The organism is Desulfobacter sp. UBA2225 (genome assembly GCF_002348205.1).
GTDB classification, from domain to species: Bacteria; Desulfobacterota; Desulfobacteria; order Desulfobacterales; family Desulfobacteraceae; genus Desulfobacter; species Desulfobacter postgatei.
Window position 1 is genome coordinate 1 of sequence record NZ_DDYV01000167.1, and the last position, 26,485, is coordinate 26,485.

Annotated in this window: 20 protein-coding genes and 2 pseudogenes; all 22 read right to left on the minus strand. The window is 48.7% G+C overall.

What is annotated here, in order from left to right; genetic code table 11:
- A partial coding sequence (gene cbiE / locus B3D59_RS08400; protein WP_286818950.1) for a precorrin-6y C5,15-methyltransferase (decarboxylating) subunit CbiE occupies positions 1-475 on the minus strand: 475 nt, incomplete at its 3' end.
- A gap of 11 nt (positions 476-486) precedes the next feature.
- Positions 487-1,797 (minus strand): hypothetical protein, encoded by a 1,311-nt coding sequence (locus B3D59_RS08405; RefSeq protein WP_286818952.1) that lies wholly within the window; start codon positions 1,795-1,797, stop codon positions 487-489.
- Positions 1,785-1,952 carry a hypothetical protein gene (locus B3D59_RS08410; RefSeq protein ID WP_004071735.1) on the minus strand — a complete coding sequence of 56 codons (168 nt, stop codon included), beginning with the start codon at positions 1,950-1,952 and terminating at the stop codon, positions 1,785-1,787. The genes B3D59_RS08405 and B3D59_RS08410 overlap by 13 nt, the downstream gene beginning before the upstream one ends.
- A complete protein-coding gene (locus B3D59_RS08415; RefSeq protein WP_286818953.1) occupies positions 1,949-3,565 on the minus strand; it encodes a type I restriction-modification system subunit M in 1,617 nt (538 codons plus the stop codon). Before B3D59_RS08415 ends, B3D59_RS08410 begins: the two co-directional genes overlap by 4 nt.
- Before the next feature lie 6 nt (positions 3,566-3,571).
- The gene (locus B3D59_RS08420; RefSeq protein ID WP_286818954.1) at positions 3,572-4,654 is read right to left on the minus strand and encodes an AAA family ATPase; all 1,083 of its coding nucleotides are present in this window, start codon (positions 4,652-4,654) and stop codon (positions 3,572-3,574) included.
- A gap of 46 nt (positions 4,655-4,700) precedes the next feature.
- On the minus strand, positions 4,701-5,696 hold the full coding sequence (locus B3D59_RS08425; RefSeq protein ID WP_286818955.1) for a PDDEXK nuclease domain-containing protein: 996 nt from the start codon (positions 5,694-5,696) through the stop codon (positions 4,701-4,703).
- Positions 5,693-6,967 carry a restriction endonuclease subunit S gene (locus tag B3D59_RS08430; protein WP_286818956.1) on the minus strand — a complete coding sequence of 425 codons (1,275 nt, stop codon included), beginning with the start codon at positions 6,965-6,967 and terminating at the stop codon, positions 5,693-5,695. The genes B3D59_RS08425 and B3D59_RS08430 overlap by 4 nt, the downstream gene beginning before the upstream one ends.
- Positions 6,957-9,965 carry a type I restriction endonuclease subunit R gene (locus tag B3D59_RS08435; protein ID WP_286818957.1) on the minus strand — a complete coding sequence of 1,003 codons (3,009 nt, stop codon included), beginning with the start codon at positions 9,963-9,965 and terminating at the stop codon, positions 6,957-6,959. Before B3D59_RS08435 ends, B3D59_RS08430 begins: the two co-directional genes overlap by 11 nt.
- Positions 9,966-10,140: 175 nt before the next feature.
- Positions 10,141-12,009, minus strand: a complete 1,869-nt coding sequence (locus tag B3D59_RS08440; protein WP_286818958.1) for an NAD-binding protein — start codon at positions 12,007-12,009, stop codon at positions 10,141-10,143.
- Between the two features lie 14 nt (positions 12,010-12,023).
- A complete protein-coding gene (locus tag B3D59_RS08445) occupies positions 12,024-15,530 on the minus strand; it encodes a hypothetical protein (RefSeq protein WP_286818959.1) in 3,507 nt (1,168 codons plus the stop codon).
- Positions 15,531-15,623: 93 nt separating this feature from the next.
- Positions 15,624-16,439, minus strand: a pseudogene (locus B3D59_RS18470) (hypothetical protein); the annotation flags it as partial.
- Positions 16,436-17,851 (minus strand): toll/interleukin-1 receptor domain-containing protein, encoded by a 1,416-nt coding sequence (locus B3D59_RS08450; protein ID WP_286818960.1) that lies wholly within the window; start codon positions 17,849-17,851, stop codon positions 16,436-16,438. The pseudogene B3D59_RS18470 and the gene B3D59_RS08450, both read right to left, overlap by 4 nt.
- Before the next feature lie 54 nt (positions 17,852-17,905).
- The gene (locus B3D59_RS08455; protein WP_286818961.1) at positions 17,906-18,436 is read right to left on the minus strand and encodes a zinc ribbon domain-containing protein; all 531 of its coding nucleotides are present in this window, start codon (positions 18,434-18,436) and stop codon (positions 17,906-17,908) included.
- A gap of 58 nt (positions 18,437-18,494) precedes the next feature.
- Positions 18,495-18,767, minus strand: coding sequence for a hypothetical protein (locus tag B3D59_RS08460; protein ID WP_286818964.1), 273 nt, complete (start codon positions 18,765-18,767; stop codon positions 18,495-18,497).
- 30 nt (positions 18,768-18,797) lie between these two features.
- Positions 18,798-19,706: a M48 family metallopeptidase gene (locus B3D59_RS08465; RefSeq protein ID WP_286818965.1), complete on the minus strand. Its 909-nt coding sequence runs from the start codon at positions 19,704-19,706 to the stop codon at positions 18,798-18,800.
- 682 nt (positions 19,707-20,388) lie between these two features.
- A complete protein-coding gene (cbiD, locus tag B3D59_RS08470; protein ID WP_414646527.1) occupies positions 20,389-21,525 on the minus strand; it encodes a cobalt-precorrin-5B (C(1))-methyltransferase CbiD in 1,137 nt (378 codons plus the stop codon).
- Complete coding sequence (locus B3D59_RS08475) at positions 21,494-22,561, minus strand: nucleoside recognition protein (protein WP_286818966.1); 1,068 nt, start codon at positions 22,559-22,561, stop codon at positions 21,494-21,496. Before B3D59_RS08475 ends, cbiD begins: the two co-directional genes overlap by 32 nt.
- The gene (cobI, locus tag B3D59_RS08480) at positions 22,533-23,273 is read right to left on the minus strand and encodes a precorrin-2 C(20)-methyltransferase (RefSeq protein ID WP_286818967.1); all 741 of its coding nucleotides are present in this window, start codon (positions 23,271-23,273) and stop codon (positions 22,533-22,535) included. Before cobI ends, B3D59_RS08475 begins: the two co-directional genes overlap by 29 nt.
- 1 nt (position 23,274) lies before the next feature.
- Positions 23,275-23,907: a precorrin-8X methylmutase gene (locus B3D59_RS08485; RefSeq protein WP_286818968.1), complete on the minus strand. Its 633-nt coding sequence runs from the start codon at positions 23,905-23,907 to the stop codon at positions 23,275-23,277.
- Positions 23,904-25,295 (minus strand): cobyrinate a,c-diamide synthase, encoded by a 1,392-nt coding sequence (locus B3D59_RS08490; protein ID WP_286818969.1) that lies wholly within the window; start codon positions 25,293-25,295, stop codon positions 23,904-23,906. The genes B3D59_RS08485 and B3D59_RS08490 overlap by 4 nt, the downstream gene beginning before the upstream one ends.
- Entirely contained in the window at positions 25,292-26,215 is a 924-nt protein-coding gene (locus B3D59_RS08495; RefSeq protein WP_286818970.1) for an ABC transporter substrate-binding protein, read from the minus strand. Before B3D59_RS08495 ends, B3D59_RS08490 begins: the two co-directional genes overlap by 4 nt.
- Positions 26,212-26,485 (minus strand): annotated as a pseudogene (locus tag B3D59_RS08500) (ABC transporter ATP-binding protein); the annotation flags it as partial. The pseudogene B3D59_RS08500 and the gene B3D59_RS08495, both read right to left, overlap by 4 nt.

The window sequence follows — 26,485 nt, forward strand, 5'->3', positions numbered from 1 at the left end:
TTTTAATAATCCAGGGATCGTTTTCAGGATCGGTGAGCACACACAGCAGGTCCCTGTCATCCATGGCCGTTGCCAGGGCCGACATATTGTCCCGGCCATGCAGGCTCACCCAGGCGGCATCCTGCCAGGGCAGTTTAAGCCGGGCAAAGGCGGCAGCCATGCTGGTGACATTGGGATGGATGATGACTTTGTCCAGCCCCAGACGTGCGATCAATGTTTCGCCGATGCCAAAAAAAAGCGGGTCTCCCGAGGCAAGGACCACCAAAAGCCCGTCAGCCATACGCGCTTCAATGAAATCCAGCACTCCGGACACAGGGCTTGAGATCTCTTTTTTTACGGCCGTTGTATCCTCAAAATATGACAGATGCCGTTTTCCTCCCACCAGAACGGAGGCCCTGTCAATGAGTGCCAGGTGGGATGCGGTAAGATCCGATGGGCCAAGGCCCATGCCGATCACATGAACCGGTTCAGTCATTCATAAAATTCCTATTGATAAACCAAGCAGGCGTTAATACGCTGAGTAATCTCATCTTCAACCAGGGTGTAGGCCTTTGAATCAAAATCAGAATAACGTTTTTTAAACTGCAGCGCCATGATCCCTTCGGGCAGATTATCAATCCGGGGCATAAACTGATCTTCCGTTATGGCGGCTGCCATTTTCTGCTGTATTGCCGATGCCTTTTGGGCAGATCCTGTGGCAAGTTCGGCAAGCCTGACACCTGCCCTGTCTGCGGCCAGATCAGCAAAGCTGAATCCGCTTCCGCCATGTGAATCATCCACCTCTTTGTAAAGCCCTGCAAAGTGGCTCAACCTACTGCCCCCGGACACAGCAATCCCGGCAGAGACAAAAAAATGTTTGACCAGATCCTGCCTGCCCCAAAGCGTGAGACCAATATATTCAGGCGGAATGACTTTTGCGGCTTTTTCCGCGGTCACAAAACGGTTCAGCCCCCGGCGAAGGCAGAATAAAGAGATGGTCTGCAGCAGTGCCGTGTTTTCCTTAACCGGATCTTTTGAGACGTTACTTTGCTCTAAAGCCAACTTAAACAACGGCCGGACCACCCGGACCACGGAGACGGTTTTAATACCGTGTTCTTTGAGCGTACCGCACAATTTGGTCAACGCATTGGTGTATACAATCAAACGATCCTGATGTTCCGCGGCAATGAGCAACGTTTTCCGGCTTTCATGCAACCGGCTCAGGATCTCCGGGTTCCAGTCATAGGTAAAACTTAACTGCTGACCACGTATTGCAACCGATTGCACGGCATCCAGGTTCTGCAAAACCAATTTATAATTCTCAGGTGCAAGCAGCACCGGGCCAAAACAGGAGAACGCAGACGTGATGAGGGCACCGGGCAGTGTAAAGAATCCGACACGGATGGAATGGAGCCGGGGAGTGCCGTTCTCTATTTTCAGAACACATGCCGTGTTGATATATTCGCCCAAAGGGGTCTGGGGGATCTGCACTGTGGTAGTGATATGTATAAAAGGATCTGACAAACGGATCCGGGGAAAGATCGCAACCTTGTCAATAAACTGGGAGACACCGTAAGCGGCCACCAAATTTAAATCCTGTTCGGAAATTTTTACCTGCCGGGATTGTCTGACCGCCATGGAATCAGGCTTGTAACGGCGGACCAGCTCTTTCATGCGCTTGACCTGATCAAATGACACCCCTGGTGGTTTGCCCACGGCAGCACTTTTATCAATCGCACCAAATAAAAAAAGAAGCGGACAGACCACCCCCCAAAGAACAAATAACAAAAGAAGACTTTTGATGATCAATTTAAACATGCTTTTTCACCGTTTTTCTGAATTTCATCGCTGTAGTGAAAATAACGGACCAGGACATGCTCGACAACGATACCCTTCTCTTTCAGCGCTTCATTCAACTCCTGTTTTGCCGCCAGGGCCTTTTCAAACCATGGGGCTGTTGAAAAAACAATCACATTGTAAACGGCAAAGGAGGCAATCCAAGCTCTGCAAGAAAATCATTATGGCGCCGGCGTGCATCGCCAATCTTCTCCTCCACCTTATTTAACTCATCATTCACCGCCTGCAGGTCAACAGCTTCTTCGGGTTTGGCGGTACTGACGTAGCGGGAGATATTGAGGTTAAAATCGTTCTTCTCGATCTCTTCCATGTCCACGCAGCGGGAGTAGCGGTTTTCCTCTGTACGGTACTGGTAGGTCTCGATAATTTTCTCGATGTGCTCCGGCAGTAGCCGGTTTTGCCGTTTGCCCTTTTCAAAATGCTCGCTGGCGTTGATGAACAGCACATCGTCGGGCTTTTTGCATTTCTTTAACACCAGGATACAGACCGGAATGCCGGTGGAGAAGAACAGGTTGGCGGGCAGGCCGATCACCGTGTCGATATTGCCGTCCTCCAGCAGCTTACGCCTGATCCTGGCCTCGGCCCCTCCCCGGAACAGCACACCATGGGGCAGGATGATGGCCATGGTGCCCTCCCTGGCCAAAAAGTGGAATCCATGCAGCAAGAAGGCAAAATCAGCGGCGGATTTCGGGGCCAGGCCATAATCCTTGAAGCGGAAATTTTCACCCAGGACCTCGGTGGGCTGCCAGCGGTAGCTGAAGGGTGGATTGGCCACCACCGCATCAAAGTGCAGCTTCTTGGCCGGGTTTTCCTCCGCCAGGATGTCCCACTCGTTGAGCAGGGAATCGCCGTGAAATATCTCAAACTCGGAATCCTTCACCCCGTGCAGCAGCATGTTCATACGGGCCAGGTTGTAGGTGGTGACATTTTTTTCCTGGCCGAAAATCTTGCCGATCCCATGTACGCCCATCTGATGGCGGACATTGAGCAGCAGGGAGCCGGAACCGCAGGCAAAATCCAGCAGGTTTTTGAGTTTTTTCTTCTTTCCGGTGCCGGGGTCCTGGCAATCGAGGGTGACGATGGCTGACAGAATGGAGGAAATCTGCTGCGGGGTGTAAAACTCGCCCGCCTTCTTGCCCGATCCGGCGGCAAACTGGCCGATCAGGTATTCATAGGCATCTCCCAGCACGTCACTGCTGGTGGAGAACCCGGCAATGCCTTCGGCAATCTTGCTGATGATGGTGCATAGCTTGGCGTTGCGGGCACTGTAACTCTTGCCGAGCTTTTCCGAATCCAGATTGATCTCCGAAAACAGCCCCTGAAAGGTGGAGGCAAAGGATTCATTTTCAATATACTTGAAGCCCGTCTGCAGGATGTCCAGCAAGTCGCCGTTGTGGGTGCGGGCCAGCTCGGCAATGGAGTTCCAAAGATAGTCGGGCTTGATAATATAGTGCACCTTGCGGCGCATCTGCTGTTCAAAGGGCTCAATATCCTGCTCGTTTTCCTCGTACCAGATGGATAAAGGCGAGCGCCTGTCGTTTCCCCCGGCCTCGGGATAATCCCGGCCCAGCTCCTTTTGGGCGGCAGCCTCGTAGTTATCCGACAGATAACGCAGAAAGAGAAAGGAGAGCATATAATCGCGGAAGTCGTCCGCATTCATGGCCCCGCGCAAATCATCGGCGATGGCCCACAGGGTTTTACCTAATTCTATTTGGTCTTGTTTGGTCATAATGTATCAGTGCACAACAAAGTTATATTTATTCATTAAATTACGGAAAATTTCAGTGAAGAGACGGGCGTTATCCGGTACCATCTCTTTTGCTTCATAGCGAAAAACCGTCTTATGGGAAAGGGTGTTGACGATCCGGCTGACCTCGTCGGCATCTGAGATGCCGATTTGTTTAAGGACAAATGATATGCGTCCGACCCCCAGAAAAGAGCTGATGTTTTCAAGGATCTGCCTGAGCAGGGCAAAATGATAAGCATAAAGTTCTTTTTTTTCCACAGCCCTCTTGAGTGTCTGCAGAAGCTCCAGGTGATACAAAAACACATCTTTGTGAGTGCTTGCCAATCGCAGGCCTTCATCATCCCGTTTGAGGATATGCAGCTGTATGTGCTTTTCGTAAGAGGAAGACTTCTCTCCCTTGGAAAGCCAGTCGGCCAGAATGGCGAAGAAACCGATATGATGGGTGGTAATAATTATTTTTCTGTTCTTGTAATGTTCGTCAATCAGATCCATTAAAGCGGCTGCCGTAATGAATATGTTGTTGTCATCCAGGCTGGATACCGGGTCATCAATGAAAAAATGGTTTGCCTGCTGGTCGGCCCAGCCCTCCACCTCAAAGAGGGCCAGAAAAAAACACCAGACAAAGGTCTGCTCTTCTCCCCGGGAAATTTTAATCGTCTCGGTGGCCTTTTCTTCGTCTTCTGATTTCAAGAAAAACCGGACGCATTTAATGCCCTGAGCGACATCCTCATACGACTCAAACCTGAAGTCATAGTTCGGTTTGTAGAGGGCCAGCTTCTGTTGAAGATTGGTTTCATCAAGCAACGAATGGTATTTATTCAAGGTGCTCTGTTGCACCATCAGACGAATATCATTCCCATCATTTTCTTCGTCATTATTCCAGAAAAACAGATCTTCGCTATAGGCGTTGTAATACACCCCGGCATGATCGCCACCATTATCGGTCTTGGTCAAATCCTTGAAGGCAACGGAAAGACGGGTTTTTCCCGTACCGTTGAAGGCATAGATGATGACAATATTCTTGTCCAGATCGTTAATTGCCTGGGCGACACCGATGATATCTTGGCTCATCCGTTCACCTTGTCATAAGCGAATGAAATTCTGGCTGTTGTCTCCATCATTTCATATCCTCAAAAAAGCGTTTCTCCCGCTCAATCGCGGCGATCAGTTCTTCCTCAGAGGGCAGTATCCGCTGGTATTTCGAGGCGAAGAGCTGCTGACTTTCTTTGAGAACCGAGTATTTGACAATGGTTTCGTCCTTGCTGTCGCAGAGAATGATGCCAATGGTGGGATTATCGTCTTCACCCCGTTTCAGGTCATCGAACATGCGCACATACATATCCATCTGGCCGATATCCTGGTGGCTGAGTTTGCCGGTTTTCAGGTCGATGATGACAAAGCATTTAAGCAGGTAATTATAGAACACCAGATCGATATAAAAATGGCTGGTTTCGGTGCTGATCCGCATCTGCCGGGCGACAAAGGAGAAGCCTTTGCCCATTTCCAGCAGGAATTTCTGCAGCTCGTCAATAATGGCCTGCTCCAGGCGGCTTTCCTTCAAGGGCGGGGCTTCCGGCAGTTGCAGAAACTCAAGGACATACGGGTCTTTGATAAAATCAAGATGGCCGGTGCCATGGCTGTCCGGCGTTTTGCCAGCCTGGGTTGAAAGCAGGCGCTGATAACTGTGGGTTTTGATATTGCGCTCCAGCTGGCGGACGGTCCAGTTTTGTTCTCTGGCCTCATGGCAATAGTATTTTATGGCCTTGGGGGATTCAACCCGCATAATCAGACGCAGATGGCTCCAGCTCAATTCTCTACACAGTGTGGAGAGAATCTCCTGCTCAGGAAAGGTCAGGTAGAACTGGCGGCAATTATAGAGGTTGGCATAGGAGAAGCCCTTGCCGAAATCAGAAGTCAAGGCGGCGGAGAGTTCTTCAATAAGCCGTTTGCCGTATGCTGCCTTGTGTTCCCCCTGCTGCTCTTCTTCAACGATACGCCTGCCGATCAGCCAGTAGGCCTCAACCATGGCGGAGTTTACCGCTGAGCGGGACTTGCTCCGGGCCTGTTCCAGAATCTGCCTGACATCCGTATAGAAGGTCGTTAGCCAGCTCATCCATTCGCCTCGTCAGGGTTGGGGAAGAGCTGCTGCATCAGCCCTTTTTTGTGGACCTTGAGGGTTTCGAGCTTGTTGGCCTGGGCCGCGATCAGCTCGTCGAGGGAGGAAAAACAGTCGGCTATTTTTTGTTGTTCGGGCAGGGATGGGCAGGAAAGTGTAATAGATGAAAAAAGGGTTTTATTGATGATTGGCACAGCTTGCTTTCCTGCCAATGCCGCTATTTCACCAGAATTTTTTTCAAGCAAGGAATAAATAAAGTCGTTTGAATATTCTTTGAATGGAATAACTGAATTTATTTGCTGATTCGTTGCGCACTCACATATGTTTTGCGCAACTTTCCCGATAGTTGATCCTATGCAAACAAATAAAATACTCTTTGGGGGAACTTCTCTTGTATTTTCAAAGCCTTGATCACTCAAGTTAGTTTTAGTTGAACTAATATACCGATGATCAGAAATATCCGCTGGTGACACAAACAACCTTTCACCGCCATAATTATTGGGGTCGGCAGTTTTCGGCGTATTCCCCGTAATTATTTTCGCCAGCCCGCCAAGTGATTTTTCTTGCCACTCCCCCGTATCCCGGAACTCGGGGAAACGGATGGTGGGAGTGGTTTGGCCGGGGGCGGGGAAGAGCTGCTGCATCAGCCCTTTTTTATGGGCCTTGAGGGTGTCGAGCTTGTGGGCCTGGGCCGCGATCAGCTCGTCGAGGGAGGAAAGGCAGTCGGCTATTTTTTGCTGTTCTTTCAAGGGGGGAAATAAAAACTTTTTTTTAAACCAATCAGGTAGCTTAAAAAGCATTTTTTCGATAACAATCCCAATACTACACTCGAGAAATGATTGGCTTACCTTGAATTGCTGAGAAAAATAATTAAAGAATAGTATGTCGTGATTCTTTTTGGCCCTCAATACAGAATATTCGTTTGATACAATCGAACCGGTCAAATTTTCAGGAACTAACCCACAAGCACAATGCACGATTTGCCGTTTTGAAATAATAAAATCGTTTTCTTGAAGCAAAAATTGAGACTTAACCTTTATTGCTTTTCCTTTAAGTACGCCACGAGAAACAACACCTCCATAACGCCTTTTTACAGTCACTAAAGAGTAATCGCTTTCGTCTTTCATATCTATTGGGCGTGGCGTTTCTTTAAGTACTTCGCCAATTGTTTTTTCATCCCACACCCCTGCATGCCGGAACTCAGGAAAGCGCATCGTGGGCACCAAACCTCGTTTGCCACCCATCTCTGTCTCGCCTTTAGTTTTCATAAGCCCCCAACCCGGAGATATCCCGTCCCTGCGCAAGTTTTTTAAGGAGCGGCATCAAATCATCCATAAGGGCCAGCTCCTTGGTTGTCCGCTCCTTCCAGCCCAGCTCCAGCGGGGCCAGGAGGTCGCTAAGCTGCTCGCCGTCAAAGATCATGCGGCCCATGATGGTGTCCACAAAGGCCTGCAGGGCTTCGGTCTCCAGGCCGTGCTTGTGGGCGGTCTTGGCCAGCTCTCCGGCAAACCTGTTGGCCTTAAAGGCCTCATAGCCTGCGCGGATGGCCTTTTCACTGAGGCCCTCACCTTCTTTCAGGGTTTTTATATACTCAACCATCTCCTGACGCTCGTCCATGAAGTTGGCGGTGGAGGAGAGCATGCCAATGAGCTGCTCGCGGCTCATCTTCTGTTTCCTGGGAGCAGCCTGGCTGAAGCGGGAGATAAGCCCCATGATGTAGTCGTAATCAATGACGGCGGAGGAGAAGAGGACAAACTCGAAATCAAGCTGCCGGACCGGACCGCCGTCATCGCCGTATTTATCCTGCTGAAACTTGAGTCGCTGGGCCGTGTCCAGATAGGCGCTGCGGAAGCCGCGCAGCCGGTCTTCCGGTAAAACCGCCTCAATGGTTGTGCGCTCTTCTTCCGACAGGTCGGTGTATTGATCGAGCTGGGTCTTGCAGCGCTGCACCTCTTTGAAGGCGTTGACAAAGTGGGCCCGGGCCTCGTCGCCCTTGATGTTGGCCACCTGCTCCGGGGTGCAGTCCAGACCCTGGGACTCCATAAAGGTGTTCAGGGCGCTGACCGCCTTTTTCAGCTTATCAATTACCCTGGGAGCGGGATCAACCAGCCAGATCTCCTTGGGTCGTTGCGTATCTTCCCCGGAAAAGAGGGCGATGGCCTCGTCCACCTCTTTTTCCTGGTTGCGGAAATCAAGGATGTTGCCATAGGGCTTGGTGTCGTTCAGGACGCGGTTTGTGCGGGAAAAGGCCTGGATAAGGCCGTGGTATTTGAGATTTTTGTCCACATAGAGGGTGTTGAGGAACTTGGAATCAAAACCGGTGAGGAGCATATCCACCACAATGACAATATCGATCTTGTGGATATGGGCCAGGTCACTGTTGGGGTATTGCTGGTCCTTGATGCGCTTTTGCACGTCCTGATAGTAGAGGTCAAAATTAGTCAGGTCGTGGCTGGTACTGTAGCGCTCGTTATAGTCGGCAATGATGGCCTTCAGCGCCTCTTTCTTCTCATTGGGCGCTTCCTGGTTGTCCGCCTTTTCCTGGGGCAGGTCCTCCTGGAGCTGCGCCACATCTTTGTTGCCTTCGGCAGGGGGCGAAAAGAGACAGGCGATATTCAGGGGCTGAAAACTGTCATCTTCATCCAGCCGGGCCTGCTGCGCTTCCTTAAAGAGGTGGTAATACGCTATGGCGTGGTTGATGGAGGCAGTGGCCAGAACCGCGTTAAACTTGCGCCCGGCGGTGGCTGCCTGATGTTTTGCCAAGATAGCCTCGACAACCGCCTGTTGCGTGGGTAGGGCACCGGCCTTTGCCTTTTTCCCGGATCTATCCTTTTTCTCACCTTTGGCTTGCTCCCCGAAATAGTCAATATGGAAGCGCAGGACATTGCGATCTTCGATGGCGTGGGTGATGGTGTAGGCGTGCAGCTCTTTGCGGAAGATATCCTTGGTGGTCTTGAAGGAGGCAAGCTTGCCATCCACCTGTTTATAGGTAGCGTTGGTATCAAATATCGGCGTGCCGGTGAAGCCAAAGAGTTGGGCTTTTGGAAAAAATTCCTTGATGGCCTTATGATTCTCGCCAAACTGTGAGCGGTGGCACTCGTCAAAGATAAAAACCACCCGTTTGTCACTTAGGGGCTGCAGCCGTTCCTTATAATTTTGACCGTTTTTGCCTTTGGATTTATTATTGCCACCGAGGGCCAGGCCCAGTTTCTGGATGGTGGTGACAATCACCTTGTCGGCATAGTCGTCCGAGAGCAGGCGCTGCACCAGTTTTTCGGTGTTGGTGTTCTCCTCCACGCAGCCTTCCTGAAAGCGGTTGAACTCCTCGCGGGTCTGGCGGTCCAGGTCTTTGCGGTCCACCACAAACAGGCACTTTTCAATATCCGGGTTATCCTTGAGCAGGATGGATGCCTTAAAAGAGGTGAGGGTCTTGCCGCTGCCGGTGGTATGCCAGATATAACCATTGCCCCGGTTCTGATGGATACACTCGACAATGGCCCGCACCGCATAGATCTGATAGGGCCGCATCATCATCAGTTTTTGCTCGCCGGCCACCAGCACCATGTAACGGCTGATCATTTCGGCCAGGATGCACTTGGCCAGAAACGCCTCGGCAAAGTCGTCAAGGTGGACAATTTTTGTGTTATCTTCGCCGGCAAACCGGTAAACCGGCAGGAAGCGCTCGTCAGCGTCAAAGCTGAAGTGCCGGCTGTGGTTATTGGCAAAATACCAGGTGTTGCTGCGGTTGCTGATCACAAAAATCTGGATAAAACAGAGCAGCGAGTTGGTATAGCCGTTGCCGGGGTCATTCTTGTAGTCAACAATCTGCTGCATGGCCCGTCTGGGGCTGACATCGAATGCCTTGAGTTCGATCTGCACCACCGGCACCCCGTTGATGAGCAAGATGACATCATAGCGGTGGTGGCTGTTTTGGGTGTTGATGCGCAGCTGGTTGACCACCTCAAAAGAGTTTTTGCACCACTCCTTGATGTTGACCAGGGTGTATTGCAGGGGTGTGCCATCCTCACGCTGGAAGGTGTTGCGTTCGCGCAAAACCTTGGCTGCCGCAAAGAGATCGGGGGTGACAATCTGTTCTTTCAGGCGTTCAAATTCGGTATCTGAGAGGCGAACCTTATTGAGTTCCTCAAATTTGCGGCGGAAATTCTCCTCCAAGGTCAGGCGGTCACGGATATCCGGGCGGTATCTATACTTGAGTTCTTCGAGCTTGCTGATGAGGCCCTGCTCAATGTCTTGTTCTTTTGTCATATGTCTATCTACCAAGTGTGGGAATCAAAGGCAATGGTTCCTTGGAAATCATAAATAACGGCCCTGAACCGGCACGACTTTTTCCATCCTATGGGAATAAAGAGCATGACTGATCCTTATCAGCCATACAGAACTTTGCAAAGCAGTTTAAATCCTCCGGGGAGGCGGGGAGAATTCAATCAGGGTTTTGATAAACATTAAGATGAATTCGCTTGAGAATATGGAATATGTTTTTTACTGCGTTGCGGTCATAATCTTTGATCTTTTCAGGAAGGTCCGCCCAATCCACTAAATAGGGGGATTGATGAAGTTCATTTTTTATTCTCACCTGTTCTTTTACAGACAGATTTTCCCAGAGAACAGGTCCGGTATATTGCTTCCAACCTGTTAAAAAACGTTCCGCATTCCAGCGATTATGTTCCATTTTGGACATGATTTCAATTTCAGTGTTGGAGAATTGGTGAATCTGTGGATCGCCAGGGTCCTTTGGATGGGAAGCAGAATAGCAGTTTACCGCCCTGAGTTTTACACTGATGTGATCAGCCTGGGCCCGGTTGGAAATGAGTTCCCACTCTTCAAGATCTTCCCATTTTCTGACGGGGCCTTTGGTCTTTTCCTGATAATCCTCATACACGGCCCGGGCAAGAATATCGAGTTCTTTATCTATGAGTGTTTCCGGAGTGCTTGTCTCTTCAGGCATGCCAAAGGGAATGATGTGTGCCACCGAGTCGGGTTTGATCTTCAGGGCATTGGACCCCAATCCCGTGAAGAGTCTTGCCAGTCCCTTTTTCTTTGAAATGTGGATAAAAATTGGAACATTTGTGTTCACCTGCCTGGACAGCTCCAAAGCACAGAAAGCAGAAAAATGCTCGTTATCCAGGCAGATTGCAATTGCGGCCGTAACCTCTTTGTTGTTGGCCCATTCGGTCATGCGTGCGCGGACGGCGGGATTTTCAACATCCTCGTTTAACAATTCAAAATCACATATTTTTTCCATGGAAAGGGTTTGCACCAATCTATCTGATTTATTTTGAAGCACCTTTTCATCCTTATCCAGAATGGTGATCCGCAGGGTCTTTTTGGAGGCATTGGCAAAATGAGCTATTTTGGCAACCTGCAGCAGCAAAGCCTCTCCCATGGCACCAAACCCGGCAATGATCAAATGGACAGTCCCTTGTTCCCAGTCCTGCTTTCCCCTCTCCAGAGGATATTTCAACATCAGCAACCTGGCAGCTGTTTCAAAATAATTAAACGTTTTTATATCCAGGCGGTCTATCCGGGTGGTAAAGAGCCAGTGGCTGAACAGCAGATGGTAAAAGGCCATGTCCGCAAAATGAATATATACTTTCAGATTTCCAAGGGTTTCATGTCTGAAAAATCTGTCCAGTATCCTTGAAGCCTGCATGGCAATATCAAGATTGGTTTCATCTTCCCTGCAGCCACAGATCAAATACCGGGCAGTGGCTATGCCGGCATTCTTGAGCATCAGTGGATCGGATGCATCACCACACAGGACAATTGCCCCATATGATTCTGCGGTTTTGATATTTACATTGGATTCATCATGTTCAATGACCACCACATGCCGGGGCCTGTTCTTTTTTTTAAATGATTCAACCAACTGGATACCGGTGCTGCCCAGTCCGGCAATGATAACATGCCTGCTCCAGAGACGGGGAAGATATAACCGTATCCGGTCAATAAAACATTGGAGAAGGGTCAGAAGCACCGCATATACGGAAACAATCACCGCAAAAAAACGCGCAAACTGCAATTTAGCGCCGTGGGCATCTGCCCCGGATCCAAGAACAAACAATTGAAGGGACCGGTAAAGGGCTTCAGACTTTGTTAGACCATCTTTAAGAAATCCCCACCAACCGATCAAAGAACAAAAAAACACGGCAAAGAGCAGTATTGCCCATTTTAAGGCCACTCCCCGCCTGGATATCCGGACAATAAAAGAAAGGGTATCGGCCAGGCCCATGTTCAAGCCGAGGAGAAGTCTATTGGGTGACAGGCGGCTTAATTGTTTTGGTTCAGACATTTCCATCCCTTTGTTTATTTTGTGGTTGTCTTTTCAGCTTTATAACGATGATAGGACTTTTTTACTTTTTGAAATAAATCGTTGGAAATGGAGATGTCCATCACCCTAACACCCATTTTCCCACCTGCAAATTCCCGTTCTATGATCTCACCGTTTCTGTAAACCACCACATGAAGAGGGCGTATTTCGGAATTGCACGCCTCACTGAAATCCGCTATTTCTTTTTCTGTCAATGGAGTGCCTGACCAGTCCCATCTGCCGTAAGAGAATATGATATCGCCGGACCGTATCCCCTTTTTAAAACCTTCAGAATCCACAGGTAGTATTGTAACACTCAACACCTTGTCTAATCCACATTCCTGCCCGCTGATATCTGTATATTTTTCATCCGATGTTCCCGATGCATTGTATATGTTGACAACGCCAGAAACACCGTCTGCATTGAGACAAGGTTTTCCGCTTGCGCCCAAGTAACTCATTTTCAGCGGACGGTTTTGATCGTCATACGTTATAGTTATACCTGCTACACCCTTTATATTTATACCTTTTATCATCGCGGAGGTATCTTTTTCTATCTCCTTTGGTTTATCGTCAGGACCCCAAAAAGTTATTTGGATAATGTTGCCACGCGCATCGTACTTACAACTCCCCCCGAATGCTCCATTCATATCCTCTATGGGTTGCTCATACAGGCCATAATTGCGTTGTTCTATATCTCTGCCTTGATCGTCAAAAACCTTGCGAATCATATGGATTCCATCAGATAAGTTGAGACAAGGCTGGTTCTGAGCATTGAAACATGCCGATTCTATTTCATTTCCATGGTCATCATATTTCATACGTTTAATAGCGTAACCGTATTCATTCTCTTTGGGCTTTCCGTTAACCCCAAGAGAGATTTGTTCTTCAATTTTTCCATGGTTATCGTATTTGGAAAGAAATCCGTGATTACCGTCTTTATCTTCACATGGTTCTTGGTCTATTCCAAAGTATCGCTCATCTTTAACCCTGCCGTTGTCATCAAAAATATTGCGGGTCATGTGCGCACCGGATGATAAATTAAGACACGGCTGGTCCTGTTCATTAAAACACGCCCATTCTATTTGATTGCCTTTGTTGTCGTATTTCATTCTAACAATGGCATAGCCGTCATCACACGTAGTCAGCCTTCCATCAACACCATAAAATAAAATCTCAGATTCTTTCCCGGTCTTAAAATCATAGTGCCACCTTTGCATGGCAACCCTCTCTCCTTCAAAAGCGACACGTGAATCTTTGATATCATATGCGCAAAGTTCCATTTTTTTGCCTGACTCAGTATAAATTACAGTTCCGTAATGGACGCCATTGCTGTTAACTGCCGGTTCGCCTTTTTCATTAAAATACTGCTCTTCCACGGGAAGATTTTGTTTGCTGTATCGTTTTTTTACAATCGCTATTCCTGAGTAATCACCTCTTTCCTTATTTTTAGGTGTGATACCGTCGGGGCCGAGATAAACCGTGCTTATTCTATTCCCTTGTCCGTCATATTCGGCAGTCCACCCGAATTCTCCATTCTTATTTTCAATGGGCTGCTGCCAATATGTGCCAAAGTAGCACTCTTTGACCACCATTCCGTTATTATTAAAAACTCTGCGGGTCATATGGGTTTCATCAGATGAGGTAAGACATGGATAGTTGTGAGCATCAAAGCATGCCCATTCTACTTGATTTCCACGGTCATCATATTTCATTCGTTCAATGGCGCAACCGTATTCATTTTCTTTGGGTTCTCCGTTTATTCCCAGATAGATTTGTTCTTCAAGTTTTCCATGATCGCCATATTTTAAAAGAAACCCGTGATTGCCATATTTATTTTCACATGGTTCTTTGTTGGATATTCCAAAATATCGCTCATCTTTAACCCTGCCTTTGTCATCAAAAATCCTGCAGGTCATGTGTGTATCATCTGATAAGTCAAGACAGGGCTGGTCCTGTGCATTAAAACAAGCCCACTCTATTTGATTTCCTTTGTTGTCGTATTTCATTCGAACAATGGCGTAGCCTTGTTGAATGGTTTTTAACCCATTAATTCCATAATGAGCCCTTTTGATAAGACATCCTGATAGATAGGTGGCTTCTATTTTGTGTATGCCCATAACATTAACGAGTGGCTGACCTTTTTCATCCCAGAACGATTGCTCAATAAGATTCCCCCATGAATCATAGTTCTGTTTGCAAACTACCCAGCCGTCTTTTACCGGACATGGTTCTTCATCTGTTCCAAACGACTCTGCTCTTATCAGCCAACCAGACTCTTTATAATAAAAATGCACACCACAATTACCCGCCCGGTCTACCATGCGTTCATATTTTTGACTATTTTCCGACCAGGACATTGATTGCATACTCAATTCCCTGCCTTGAGAATCATACATCCTTTCCAAAGCGTGGGCACCATCTCTTCCTGATACCCTTTGTCCGTTTGAATCGCGATACTCTATTAGCCTTTCAAATCCACGTTCATCATAGGAAATTTGAACATAGTCCGCTTCATCCTGCCTCTGTTTTTGTGGATATCCGCTTTTATTTACAAAATGACCAACCACCTGTTTTTTCCAGTCATATAGATCAGAAGGTGCATATATAAAACGCCAGACAATATCTCCGTTCCCATTTTTCCCAATCTCATAAATCGGTCTGCCGTTTTTTCCGGAAAAATATTCCCACTGGCATACTGGCTGCAGTTCCTCTTCAGACAGATCTCTTTGTGCCGTCTTATCATTTGCGCCGAAAAAAGTTTGCTCTGTTTTTTCATCTATAGGGGCTTCGTTTGATGAATACAGATATGTTTCCATATTATGTTGTGTTGTCAAATTAAAGTGGGAATCAATAGCACGCAGGGATATCACCGTGGGATGGTGGGGGCCTATAAACCATATTCTGCGTCCCTGCGTTGTAATCTCATAGGAAGTTTGCCGGTGCCTTATAGCTTTTTCAGACAATGGTTTTCCTATCCCCCGGGGCTGACCGTATATTTTTTTGACAGAGTGAAAGTAAGTTTTATGCTCAAGGAACCAGCAATTAAAAACTAGTACCGCTGACAAAAGAATTAAAAACGTAGCACAGGAAGCCAGCGTAATATAACGGGATTTTTTCAGCCTTTTTTTATACTCAAGAATTTGATTTTCCCGTTCAGCATCCTGTATCCGTTTCTTTCTCAGGTTGCGATTCTCCAATGCCACGCCGGTTAAAAGATCATGTGACATTTCGACATGCCGGGTTCCCAACCGGTCCTCGAACCGCAACAAACGGCGATTCACTAGAATGTCAAGCTCGTCCTTTTTTATCCCCTTTTGAACGGCATCCGTCACCGGCAGGGTTGCCCGGAATCCGGATTCGGTAAGCAGTTGGTCTTCAACAAAAAATTGAACATTATCATCCAGACCCTCAAAGCTGCGGGCATACAAATCCTTTAAAATATCTTTGCCTTCTTCACAGACCAGGTCTTTTGTAATACTTGATTCACCGCGCAGAACCATTCGCCTGTAAAGTTCATCGCACATAACACTCAGATAGGCAGGTTCAACTTTATCCCTGCCCTGGTGATCCTGATTATTTTCTCCGGCAACCGCTTCAACGATTTTTTCGGCGACCGTATCATCTATCCATTCCCCCCCGGCCCTGGAAATAACCTCAAAAGCGGCTCTTTGATCAAATGACTGCAAGGCAAAGCGATTTCTCATAACTGAAGGCATCCTGCTCCTGAGAAGATCCAGCTTCGGTACATAATCTTCCCGTAAAGCAAGAATTATTTTGTAATTTTGCAGATTGGGATCGCAGCTGATGATTTTTTCTTCTGCTTCCACGGCCCGGCGTAAATTTAAGGGAATGCGATTTTCCGCCAGATCCGCCAGCTCGTCAATGAATTCATCCGCCCCACTACCAATCGTGAAAATTTCCTCAAATTGATCAAGAATAATGACCGGGGTCAACAAATCGTTTCTGGCACTCCAGCATTCAATGGAATGAAAAAATTCCCACAACCCCATGCCCGAAATATCAACTTCAGATATGCCTTCAATTTCCACTTTAAGCTTTTTGGCTTCTTCTATCAGGGTGGTTATGAGCTGTTCCTGTGGTGACGGAAGTCCCTCTCCATAGAGCAGGCGAACAACAACCGGAAATTTTCCGGAACTCCTCAGCAATGGCAACACCCCGGCCCTCAACAAAGAGGTTTTTCCTATGCCTGAAGTGGCAAACAGTATCGTAAGCACATCCCGGTCAATGAATTTGACAAATTCTTGTATTTCCCGGTCCCGGCCAAAAAACAGAGCCTGATCCTCTTCCAGATAATAATTCAGTCCCTTCCAGGGAGACTGTTCAAGATGTTCCGCCATCTTTTCCTGTTTATTTTGCAAGCCCCCGGATGTGGCTTTCACACTATTCATGAACGGGTCCTCCTTAAAATGCGGATACCTTCACGGATGCTTTCTATGAAGGATTCATCCACTTTCCCATCAGGTGCATATGCCCAATGAATTTTGCTGAAAGGCCTCACAAAGAACGCCTCGCATGTTGTATCATCAAGGCAAAGTGGGCGGATATATCTGTCTTCGGGCATTCGCATGGAGTCGGAACGTCTGGCAAGGTCCCATTCACGTAAAAAGAAGCGCTCCCGTTTTCCTCCCCAATTTTCAGGATTCAAAGAGCATGATATCAAAGGCACAAAAAAGGAGGCTTTCCTGATTCGCTCTTCTATGACCGCCTCCCATCTGTCACCGGATTGCAGTGCTGAAGAATCCATCCATGTATCAATCCCGGCTGTTTCCATCTGATTGCGGATTTTGACGGCAAAATCCATATCCTCTCGAATATAACTGATAAACACGGCACCGGGTTTCATCGGTTCAAACGCATCCTGTTCAAAATCCGAAGAAGGAGCTGCAACGGAGACATTTTCAACTTCAGGCAAGGTTTTAAGCCAGCGGTCATATAGTTCAGCGACAAAAGCAATGGGGGAATAGGGTGATAGAATTTTTCCGCCTTTGCGTTCAAGGAAAGATCTGAGCCCCATATCGTCGTTTTTACTTACATACCAGAGATCTACATTTTTTCGGTTTGCATGCAGGGCATGAACAAAAAACCGGCCGAGCCAATCCGGGAAATTACATCCTAACAAAAGCACGGTCTTCCCCTGAAGATAGTCATAAAAATTTTGAGGGCCATATTCACGGTTCAGCAAAGACCAGCTGAACTCAATCAGATCATCTTCAGTAACCGCACAGGTCCCGGGACAACGGCTGGTTGCCCCGAAAAGCTGCATTAACGCTCTGTTTTGCCGAAAGTTGAAATCAGATGGCAGATCGATATGCGCGCTTGAACCACCCGGAGCAAACAAGATTCGTGTAAACGGTTTATCGCCTTTTTCCATCAATCCTGCCAGAAAATGATCAATGGAGGTTGTGACAATAAGTGGAAATGACTTAATACCCACGATTTGTTCCAATGCCTTTGGAGTTAACCAGGGTTTTCTTTGTATGACATAATCAACCAGAACAGCAAGCTGATTGACATTTCTCACACGGCTTTTTGAGTTGGTTAGAATCTGGCCGGCAACCTGGTAGAGCAGGGGCATATTGCCCATTTTAGCTGTCTCTATCCCGGCCTCTTTTGCAGCTTCAAGGCCCCATTGATCGTAATATGAGATCAATGGGCCCTCACCATGTTCCGCTTCCAGTATTTCCGGCCCGATCACCGGAACAACCAGCTCGTCTTTGATCAGGCCCATCAGGATTTCCCAATCCCAGTCAGACATATTTGAACGCTCTGTTGCTGTCTCGGGAACATTAAATATATTCATAACCATATCTCCAAAGTTATAGAAGCTGCGATCGGCACAGATGGATCGCTATTCTTAAAGTTTAGCCCCGCACTGAGAGCAAAATTTACTTGCAGAATCGGATTTTGCGCCGCATTGAGAGCAGAAAAGACCTGCTTCAGCCGGAGGAACATTGTCGTTTTTAGCGGCAATACCATCCTGGCCCGTTTTATTCCGTTTCAGGGAATTTTCTATTTCCTGAACAACTTCATCGTCAAGTTTGGACTGTTTAATCAACCCTGTAATCTGGGTAATCAGAACAGGCCATGCCACAAAAAGCATTATCATGGTTGGAATGGCCTGCTGGCCGAAAATCCCGACCTCTGCATTGACCTGCCAGTTCTCGTGTATTGGCTCCAATTCCACATTTAGCGCAGTTTTCAGCCCAAAAACCATTTTAAAAATATTGCTGTTGGTTAAGGATATGTGGGCGCCTCCATTGGCAAGGCTTTCACTCTCCACTGTATACCCTTTTACCTCAAACACCTGTGTTACATCAGATATGACTTTATCTATGTCCACGGATCCGATACCAAAAATCAATTTTTGTGTTTTAAACGCACCCATCACTATGTCCTTTCTTTTTTACTATTCACCTCAATGGAAATTTCAAACGGCTCCTTTATTATCGCCTCCAGAGCTCCTGAATGTCATGATATTTGGTTGCCGCATAGAGGACTGTTATTTCTGCCAACAGATTCATGACATCTTTGCGATGCTCTTCCGGCAGGGTTTCATGGAGTTTCTTTAAGATATCCACGACCAATGCGGACTGGTCCCTTATTTCCTGGTCTGTAACCATTTGATCCGCCATTATTTTTTGAAAAGACTCTCGTTCCGCAACAATTTCGTCCAACCTGAAAATTCCGGTTTTTTCATCAAACCACTTTGTTTCCATGAATGGTATCTCCTTTAATTATTCCGACGTCTATAACGACAATGACTCACCACAGAACCGGCAGAATTTGGCTGTTTTATCAACGGATTTCCCGCAACTACCGCATTTTTTATACGCTTCGGAAGAATCTGCTGCTGAAGATTCTTCCCCCATACAGATCGTTTTAAACTCGTCCTGTGTACACCAATGCTGAATTTCCCTTGCACGGACCGCCGAAAACGGATGGCTCATCATCATAACCTGCATGCCCATGAGTACTTTGCTCCACCAGGAACGGTCCAGTTCGTCATTAAACGCTTCGGCCTGCTGTGCGTAAAGCTCTATATTAACATTTTCGGTGATACTTTTTGGGCCGCCGGATAGTCGAATCAGGGTTTCAAGCAAAGGCTTATGGTCTTCCATAACAACCGCCGCCGCTCTGTCAGCCGAGAATTCACTTCTTCGATACCAGTACAATAAAGCCAGGACGGCCGGATACATCGCTTTTCCGGGAAGGCCCAGAGAGCCAAGGCCGTAATTGATCAAATACCTTGCCATGGTTCCGTAAAGTGTGTGACGGCAGGCAATATGTCCGCATTCATGGGCAAAAACCGCCTGGATTTCATCCTCGTCAAGATACTCCATCAACCCGGATGTAACCGTGATAAATATCTTTGTATCCCCATAGGTATAAGCGTTGGGAGCAGGATTCATCTCAAGGTATAATTCTGGTTCTATAATTCCCAGTCTTTCAACGGGCAGTTTAAGGTATCGGTATATTTCCGGAAGCTGCTTATCACTGATCCTGATTTTCTGGGCCATATTAACGCCTTGAAATACCCGCTCGTCATAAATCTTCATCAGGGTTTTTGCCAATTGTTTAAACCCGGGAACCGACTCCAGATGCATACGGGCTTTCCTATCCTCTGGATGAATAAAATCATATGTACTGCACTTCATTTTATCTCCTTTCCTGTTATTGGATTTTTTGAAGGCCCACACCAATCAAACCGGGCTGAATATTAAATCTCGATTCAACTCATTTATTTTTCCTGCAGCTTTTGTGGTTGATTGGAAATCTGGCTTATTGTAATACCAAGCTGCCCTTTCGGGACCATATATTCAATAATCTTTCCTCCACGCTCAATTTTAATTATTGTCGGGGTTGATCATAACTTCGGCCACCTTATGCACGTCTTTTCAGAACCTAAAAAATAACGCTTGGATTACAAGCGGTTAATAGTGCCATAAATCGGGTTTTCTCATGAGTGGCCCATCTTATGATCAACCCCAATATTTCTTTAATATTCTTGGACGGTACCCAGAAGCCCATAACGAAAAAAAACTAAGCTTACGAATAAGGCATCTAAGATTGAAAGATATACCGCCTTCAGCTTTGTTCCTTAAAAAAGATCAATTATAATATAATAGAAAAATATAGATTGCTTTTTCATCAAAATAGCTATTCACAAAAACAATTCAATGTCAAGCTTGAATTCATAGAAGCATAGATCTTCGTATATGGACGAACTCCGCTATGGGTAGCGCATGCTGATGGAAGAAAACAGCGATCTTAACAGGACACAGCCAATGAGGTTCGCCGGTCAATTCAATCAAAGAATCCATGCTTATGCTTAAAAATTCAGTCACGGCCTTTTTTCCTCCTGTAGGAATCAAATGCAATGGTTCCTTGGAAATCATAAATAACGGCCCTGAACCGGCACCGTGCCGGGCAAAATTTTTCGGCAGACCGGATCATGGCGTGGCCCACCTTTTCCAGCACATCCGGGTATTCGGGCCAGATCATTCCAAAGGCATGCCGGGCCCTGTTGGCGTTTAAAACCTGCCGGGCCAGGATTTTATTGCCGGTCTCTTTTTTGACCACATCCGAAAGCCACTCCATGGTGAGCTCCGACTTGGCGGCATGGGTATGAACAAACCCCTGGGCCATTTTCAGGGCCTTGCCGAAAAACACGGCCAGGGTGGCATTGGGGATCTTATGTTCAGCAAGGCTTTCCATGGAGATGCCGAAAAAATCGCCGATCTGTATAAAGGCCTCTGGATGCAACTGGTACAAATCGCAAAAAAACGCTTGGGAAAACCGCTCGGATCGCCGTCCTGTGGTCAGAACGACATGGTCGCACCCACACGCCCCGGCCACGGACATGGCAGATCTGATGGTGGCGGTATAGGCTTCGTGGGACAAGGGGTTGACAACTCCTGTGGTTCCCAGAATTGACAAGCCCCCTTCAATGCCCAACCGGCGGTTCAGGGTTTTTTCGGCCAGCACCTCGCCGTTTTCCACAAAAATTTCAGCGCTCACCCCGGCATTGCTGTGATACTGGTTAAGCACCTGCAGGGCGGATTCACGGATCATCTTCCGGGGGCCGGGATTGATGGCAGGTTCTCCCGGCGGAATCTCAAGGCCGGGCTTGGTGACCATGCCTACGCCTTTGCCGCCGGTGATTTGAACCGTCCCGGCTTCATCTGTCAGGCCCACCACGGCACCGATCCTGGCCCGGTGGGTAATATCCGGGTCATCCCCTGCATCCTTGACCACCACGGCCCGGACCAGACTATTGTGTGCAGATACCAAGTCAACAAGTACCTCAAGCGTCTGACCGTTAAGCAGATTGATTTTTACTGATCCGGGAACCTGCTTTGTAAACAGGTATACCAGGGCCGCCTTTACCGCAGCCGCAGCTGCCGTGCCCGTGGTAAATCCCCGGCGTAAATTTTTTGTCTCTCTATCCGACAAACCAATATACCAGTCCCACAAAAACGATACTTGCCACCCGGAACCCCTGGCCCATCAGTAACATGGACAGCCCCATGCCCGGTGAAAAAATGCCCATGTAATGGGGCAACTGGTGCCGGATGGCCCGGAGGGGAAACGCGATGATATTGCCTAAAAGCAGTGCGATCACGGTCTGTTTCACGGTGATGGTGCCGGCATCCATCAAGGCGCCTGCCGCGGCAAACCCTGCAGTGAACTCCGAAGCAAAACTTAAGACCACCACGCTTAAGGACTGGGCCGGGACAAAATTCTGCACGGCAAACCGGGTCATAAAATTTTCAACAGCATCAAAGGCACCTGCCGCGGTCAGCACATAAACCACGGTGTAGACCGGAACCACAAAAGCCACCACCCGGACAAACCGGGCGGGAAGTTTCTCCTTTAAGGCGTGCATCAACGGCTTTTTCTTTTTTGAAATACCCTGGGTGTCCCCGGCCTGAACAAGGCTATCCGCAAAAGCACCTGAACTTTGGGGCTCCACAAAAAAATGTCCGAACACGACGAACAAAAAGGTGCGAACACAGGTGGCCAGAAAGGTCAAAAGAAAATAAAGCAGCCCTGCCGTACGCGTTAAGGGCACCACAATAAAAAAAGTCATGGGCAGGTGCAGAAAATAGGCCGGGAACTGATTGATGAAGTTGGTCAAAAAAAGCTGGCACCGGGTGATCTGCTTTTCCTTATAAAAATCCAGGAGCATGGCATTGGCAGAGACCCCTGAAAAAAAGGCTGCGGTGAATGCGGCAGAACACCTGTGGCCCAGATTGGCAAACCTGAATATCGGTGAAGCCAGGGCACCGAGCTTGCGGGTCCAGCCCGTGTCATCAATGGCCTGGGCCGCCACAAGCCCGATACAGACAAAGGCAAGCATCCGGGAAAGCGGCCAGAAGAGGCGTTTGGGCAGCTTTGCCAGGGTGACGCCATCCACCCAGGCAAGGCCTGCACCAAGCACGACGCCTGTGATCAGAAGCCCGATCAAAAGGGCCAGGCCGTTATTCTGTTTTTTTCTGACTTTCGACACAATACCCGCTTTTCTTGGATATGATCAGGGTCCAGTAATCCGGTTTTCTCTCCCGAAACGCATTCACATTGGTGATGATCTGCTCGCCTTCAAGCCCGCATCTCACAATGCCCACGCTCTTATCGGCCATACCTGCCTCATCCAGGGCCTTTACAATATCCCCGGTATTTTTATACGCTTTAAGAAAAATCACATTGTCGGCACGGTCGCTGATTTCACGGAACTTGTCCCCGCCCAGGACACCGGATAAAAGGGTCATGGACTCCTCGCCCTCCACCAGAGGCGTGTTGATGCGGGCGGCTGCGGCCTGGTAGGAGGTGATGCCCGGAATGGAGCATATCTCAATATGCGGGGCCAACTTGCGGACAGATTTAAGCAGATATCCGTAAGTGGAGTAGGTCATGCTGTCCCCAAGGGTGATAAAGGCGGCATCTTTACCCTGCTCCAGCACCTTAATGACGGTTCTGGCATTATCCTGCCATGCCGCTTCCATGACCTGCTTGTTCCGGGTCATGGGAAAAGGCAGTATTTGAATGGGCACAGACGCCTTTAAATGGGGTTTGACGATCTCAGCCGCCTGGCTGTGGGAATTTTTTGCAGAGGACGCGCCAAACACCACGTCCACCTGGCTCAAAATGCTAACGGCTTTCAAGGTAATGAAATCCGGGTCTCCGGGGCCCACACCAATACCATACAAAATGCCTTGGGTCATTCTACGTCCTTTCACCGGCAACCTTATCTTTTGCAATCAGTGCCAACGCATTAATCACACTTGCCGCCACATTGGAGCCGCCTTTGCGGCCCACATTTGAGATATAAGGTATCTTGGTTTCGATCAGGGCTGCCTTGGATTCCGCCGCATTGACGAACCCCACGGGAAGCCCCACAACAAGTGCAGGATTCGCCGCTTTATTGTTTATCATGTCCAGCAGATGAAGCAAAGCCGTGGGCGCATTCCCCACCACATAAATACCATTTTCCATGATTTGTGCGGCCTTTTCCACGGCCACACGGGCCCGGGTCACCCCCCTTTCCGTTGCCTGTTCCGCCACCCGGGGATCAGCCATGAGGCATTCACACCGGCTGCCAAAACCTGCTAAAAGGTCTTTGCGGATACCGGTTTTGGCCATATTGGTATCCGTGATTACGGTGCACCCGTTCCGGATCGCTTTGATCCCGGCCGCCACGGCATTGTTGGAGATCCTGACCATCTGCATGTATTCAAAATCCGCTGTGGTATGAATCATGCGCCGCACGATTTTCCACTCATCCGGGGCAAAGTTGTGGGGACCGGCCTCTGCGTCAATGATGGCAAAGCTTTTTGCTTCAATTTCATGGGGCTTCATTTACGAAAAAATTTCCTCTCGGTCTGATATTGAAAACACGCCTGAACAAAATTTTGCGGCAGGTCCGGGTTGCTTTTAAAATGCAGGTGCAGGTAGCTGCCAAGGGTCCGGTTCTTTTCAAACCCCGGCACAGCCCGGGTGCCGCCGGTCCGATCACAGGCATCATACACGCTTTTTTCCCCATGGTCATCCGGGATAGAGTAATCCAGGCTGGAGTAATGGAACTCATGCCCCCGGGCGGTAACACCTGTTGGCCCGAGGATCGTATCCCGGTTCAACGTAATTTCCCGGTATCCAAGGGCCCGCAACCTTTTGTTCATGCGGCAGGTAAACCCAAAACAGCCCACCATGTCGTGGCATTGCCCGTCTAAATCTTCCAGGGTACGGCAAAGGGTCATGAACCCGCCGCACTCCGCATAAATGGGCATGCCGTTTTTGCATGCCCGCGAAACAGCCTCTCTGAATCCAGTATTTTGCGCAAGGGTTCGGGCATGCAGTTCGGGGTATCCGCCCCCAAGATAGAGGCCGTCTATGTTATCCGGCAAATCCGGGTCCGAAAGCGGTGAAAAAGAAATAACCTGTGCTCCGGCCTGTTCCAGCAGTTCAATATTTTCAGGATAATAAAAACAGAATGCCGCATCCCGGGCCACGGCAATGCGCACAAACGCCGGTTTCTTTTGCGGGGGTGTGGACGCACCCGTACCGACCCAGGGCAGTGAATCCAGCAGCGCATCAAGATCCATACAATTTTCTACCAGATCGGCGAGGGCATCGGGCATCTGATCGCCAAGACCATGGTCGTCACTGGTGACAAGACCCAGGTGCCGGGAAGGAATTTCAATGTGAGGATTCCGGCCCACCCCGCCAAGGCAGGGCATCTTCACATTGCCTTCCAGGGCCTGGGTCAGATAGTCCAGGTGAACGGGACTGCCCACCTTGTTAAACAGCACCCCGGCGAATTTAAGGCCCGGGTCAAAATTTTCAAACCCCTGGACCAGGGCTCCGGCACTGCGGGCCATGCTCCGGGCATCCACCACCAGCAGCACGGGCAGGTCCAGCCATTTGGCCAGCTGGGCCGTGGAACCGGCCTCGCTCCTGCCGTCATATCCGTCAAACAGGCCCATGACCCCTTCCACCACGGCAATGTCGGCCTGTCCGGTGTTTTGCCTGAAAATGTCCAAGTTGGTCTGCCGTTTCAGCATCCACCCGTCCAGGTTACGCCCGGCAACACCCGTAACGGTGGAGTGGTACCCCGGATCAATAAAATCAGGACCGGCCTTAAAGGGTGCAACACGCAGTCCGCGGCGCTTGAATGCAGCCATCAACCCCAGGGTTATGGTAGTTTTTCCGCATCCGGAATGAACGCCTGCAACCACAATCCCCCTCATTGTAGACCGCCCTTTTCAAGCACCCCGGGATAAAGCATCTCTGCAATGGTGTGAATGCCTTCAAGCAAATCCATGGTGGGCCGGGAGACGATCTTTTCATCCACGATGAAAATCTGATTTTCCTTGACCGCCCGGATCACGTCGAAACCGGGCTCATCTTTGATCATCCGAATTGTGGGCTGGTTCATGGCACCCTTCTGGGCAAGGTATACATCAATCTCATGGGCATGGGATAAAATCCGCTCCTTGCCGTAAAAGGCGATATTGGTCCCTCTCACGGAGGGCGCGTCCCGGGCAATGTTTACACCGCCCGCTGTTTCCAAAGCAAAGATGGCCATGGCACCAGGTGTAAAGGTTTTCATCCGGGAGTGAATGGCCTCAAAATAGACCTGTTTTTTATCCGGAATCCCCCGGATCACGGCTCCAATTCCGGCAATTTCTTCTTTGAATGAAGTGACCATCTGCCCTGCCTGATCTCCTTTACCGGTCAGGGTGCCCAGGGCCAGCCAGTAGTCAAACATCTCGTCCACACTGCCGGGCTGAAGGGAGACAACAACAATGCCTGCTTTTTCCAACCCCTTTACCAGGGCGGCATAGGCCTGATCAATCATGGGACGGATCAAAACCAGTTCCGGCCGGGCAGCCATAAATTTTTCAAGCCCGTCATGGTAGGAAAATTTTGGTTTGCCTTCCCAACTGTCCATGGGGCAGATCCCGATGATTTCATTATTAAGCCCCAGGGTTTGCAAATTCCGGGTATGGGCACCGTACAGGCTGATAATCCGGGTAAAGGGCGCATCAACCTCGATGCTGCGCCCCGCAGCATCCGTAACAACATTGCCGCCATGACTTTGCACCGGCCGGATCCAGGCCCCAAAAACCAAAAAAAATAGAATAATTATCGAATTAATGATCTTCATTTTATAAACACCACCTGTTTACAATGGATGGTTTCATCAAAATATACTCTGGATGACACGTCAAACACCGCTTTGATAACCGATTCCGTGAATACCTCGTCAACCGTCCCATGGGCTGCGACCCGCCCATTTTTTAAAAACAGCAAAGAGCCGCAGAACCGGGCGGCCAGGTTAAGATCCTGCATCACACTGATCACGGTCAGGCCGTTATGTTTCACCCTGTCCGCAACCAGGGTCATAAGCGCCAGGGTATGGCGGATGTCCAGGTTG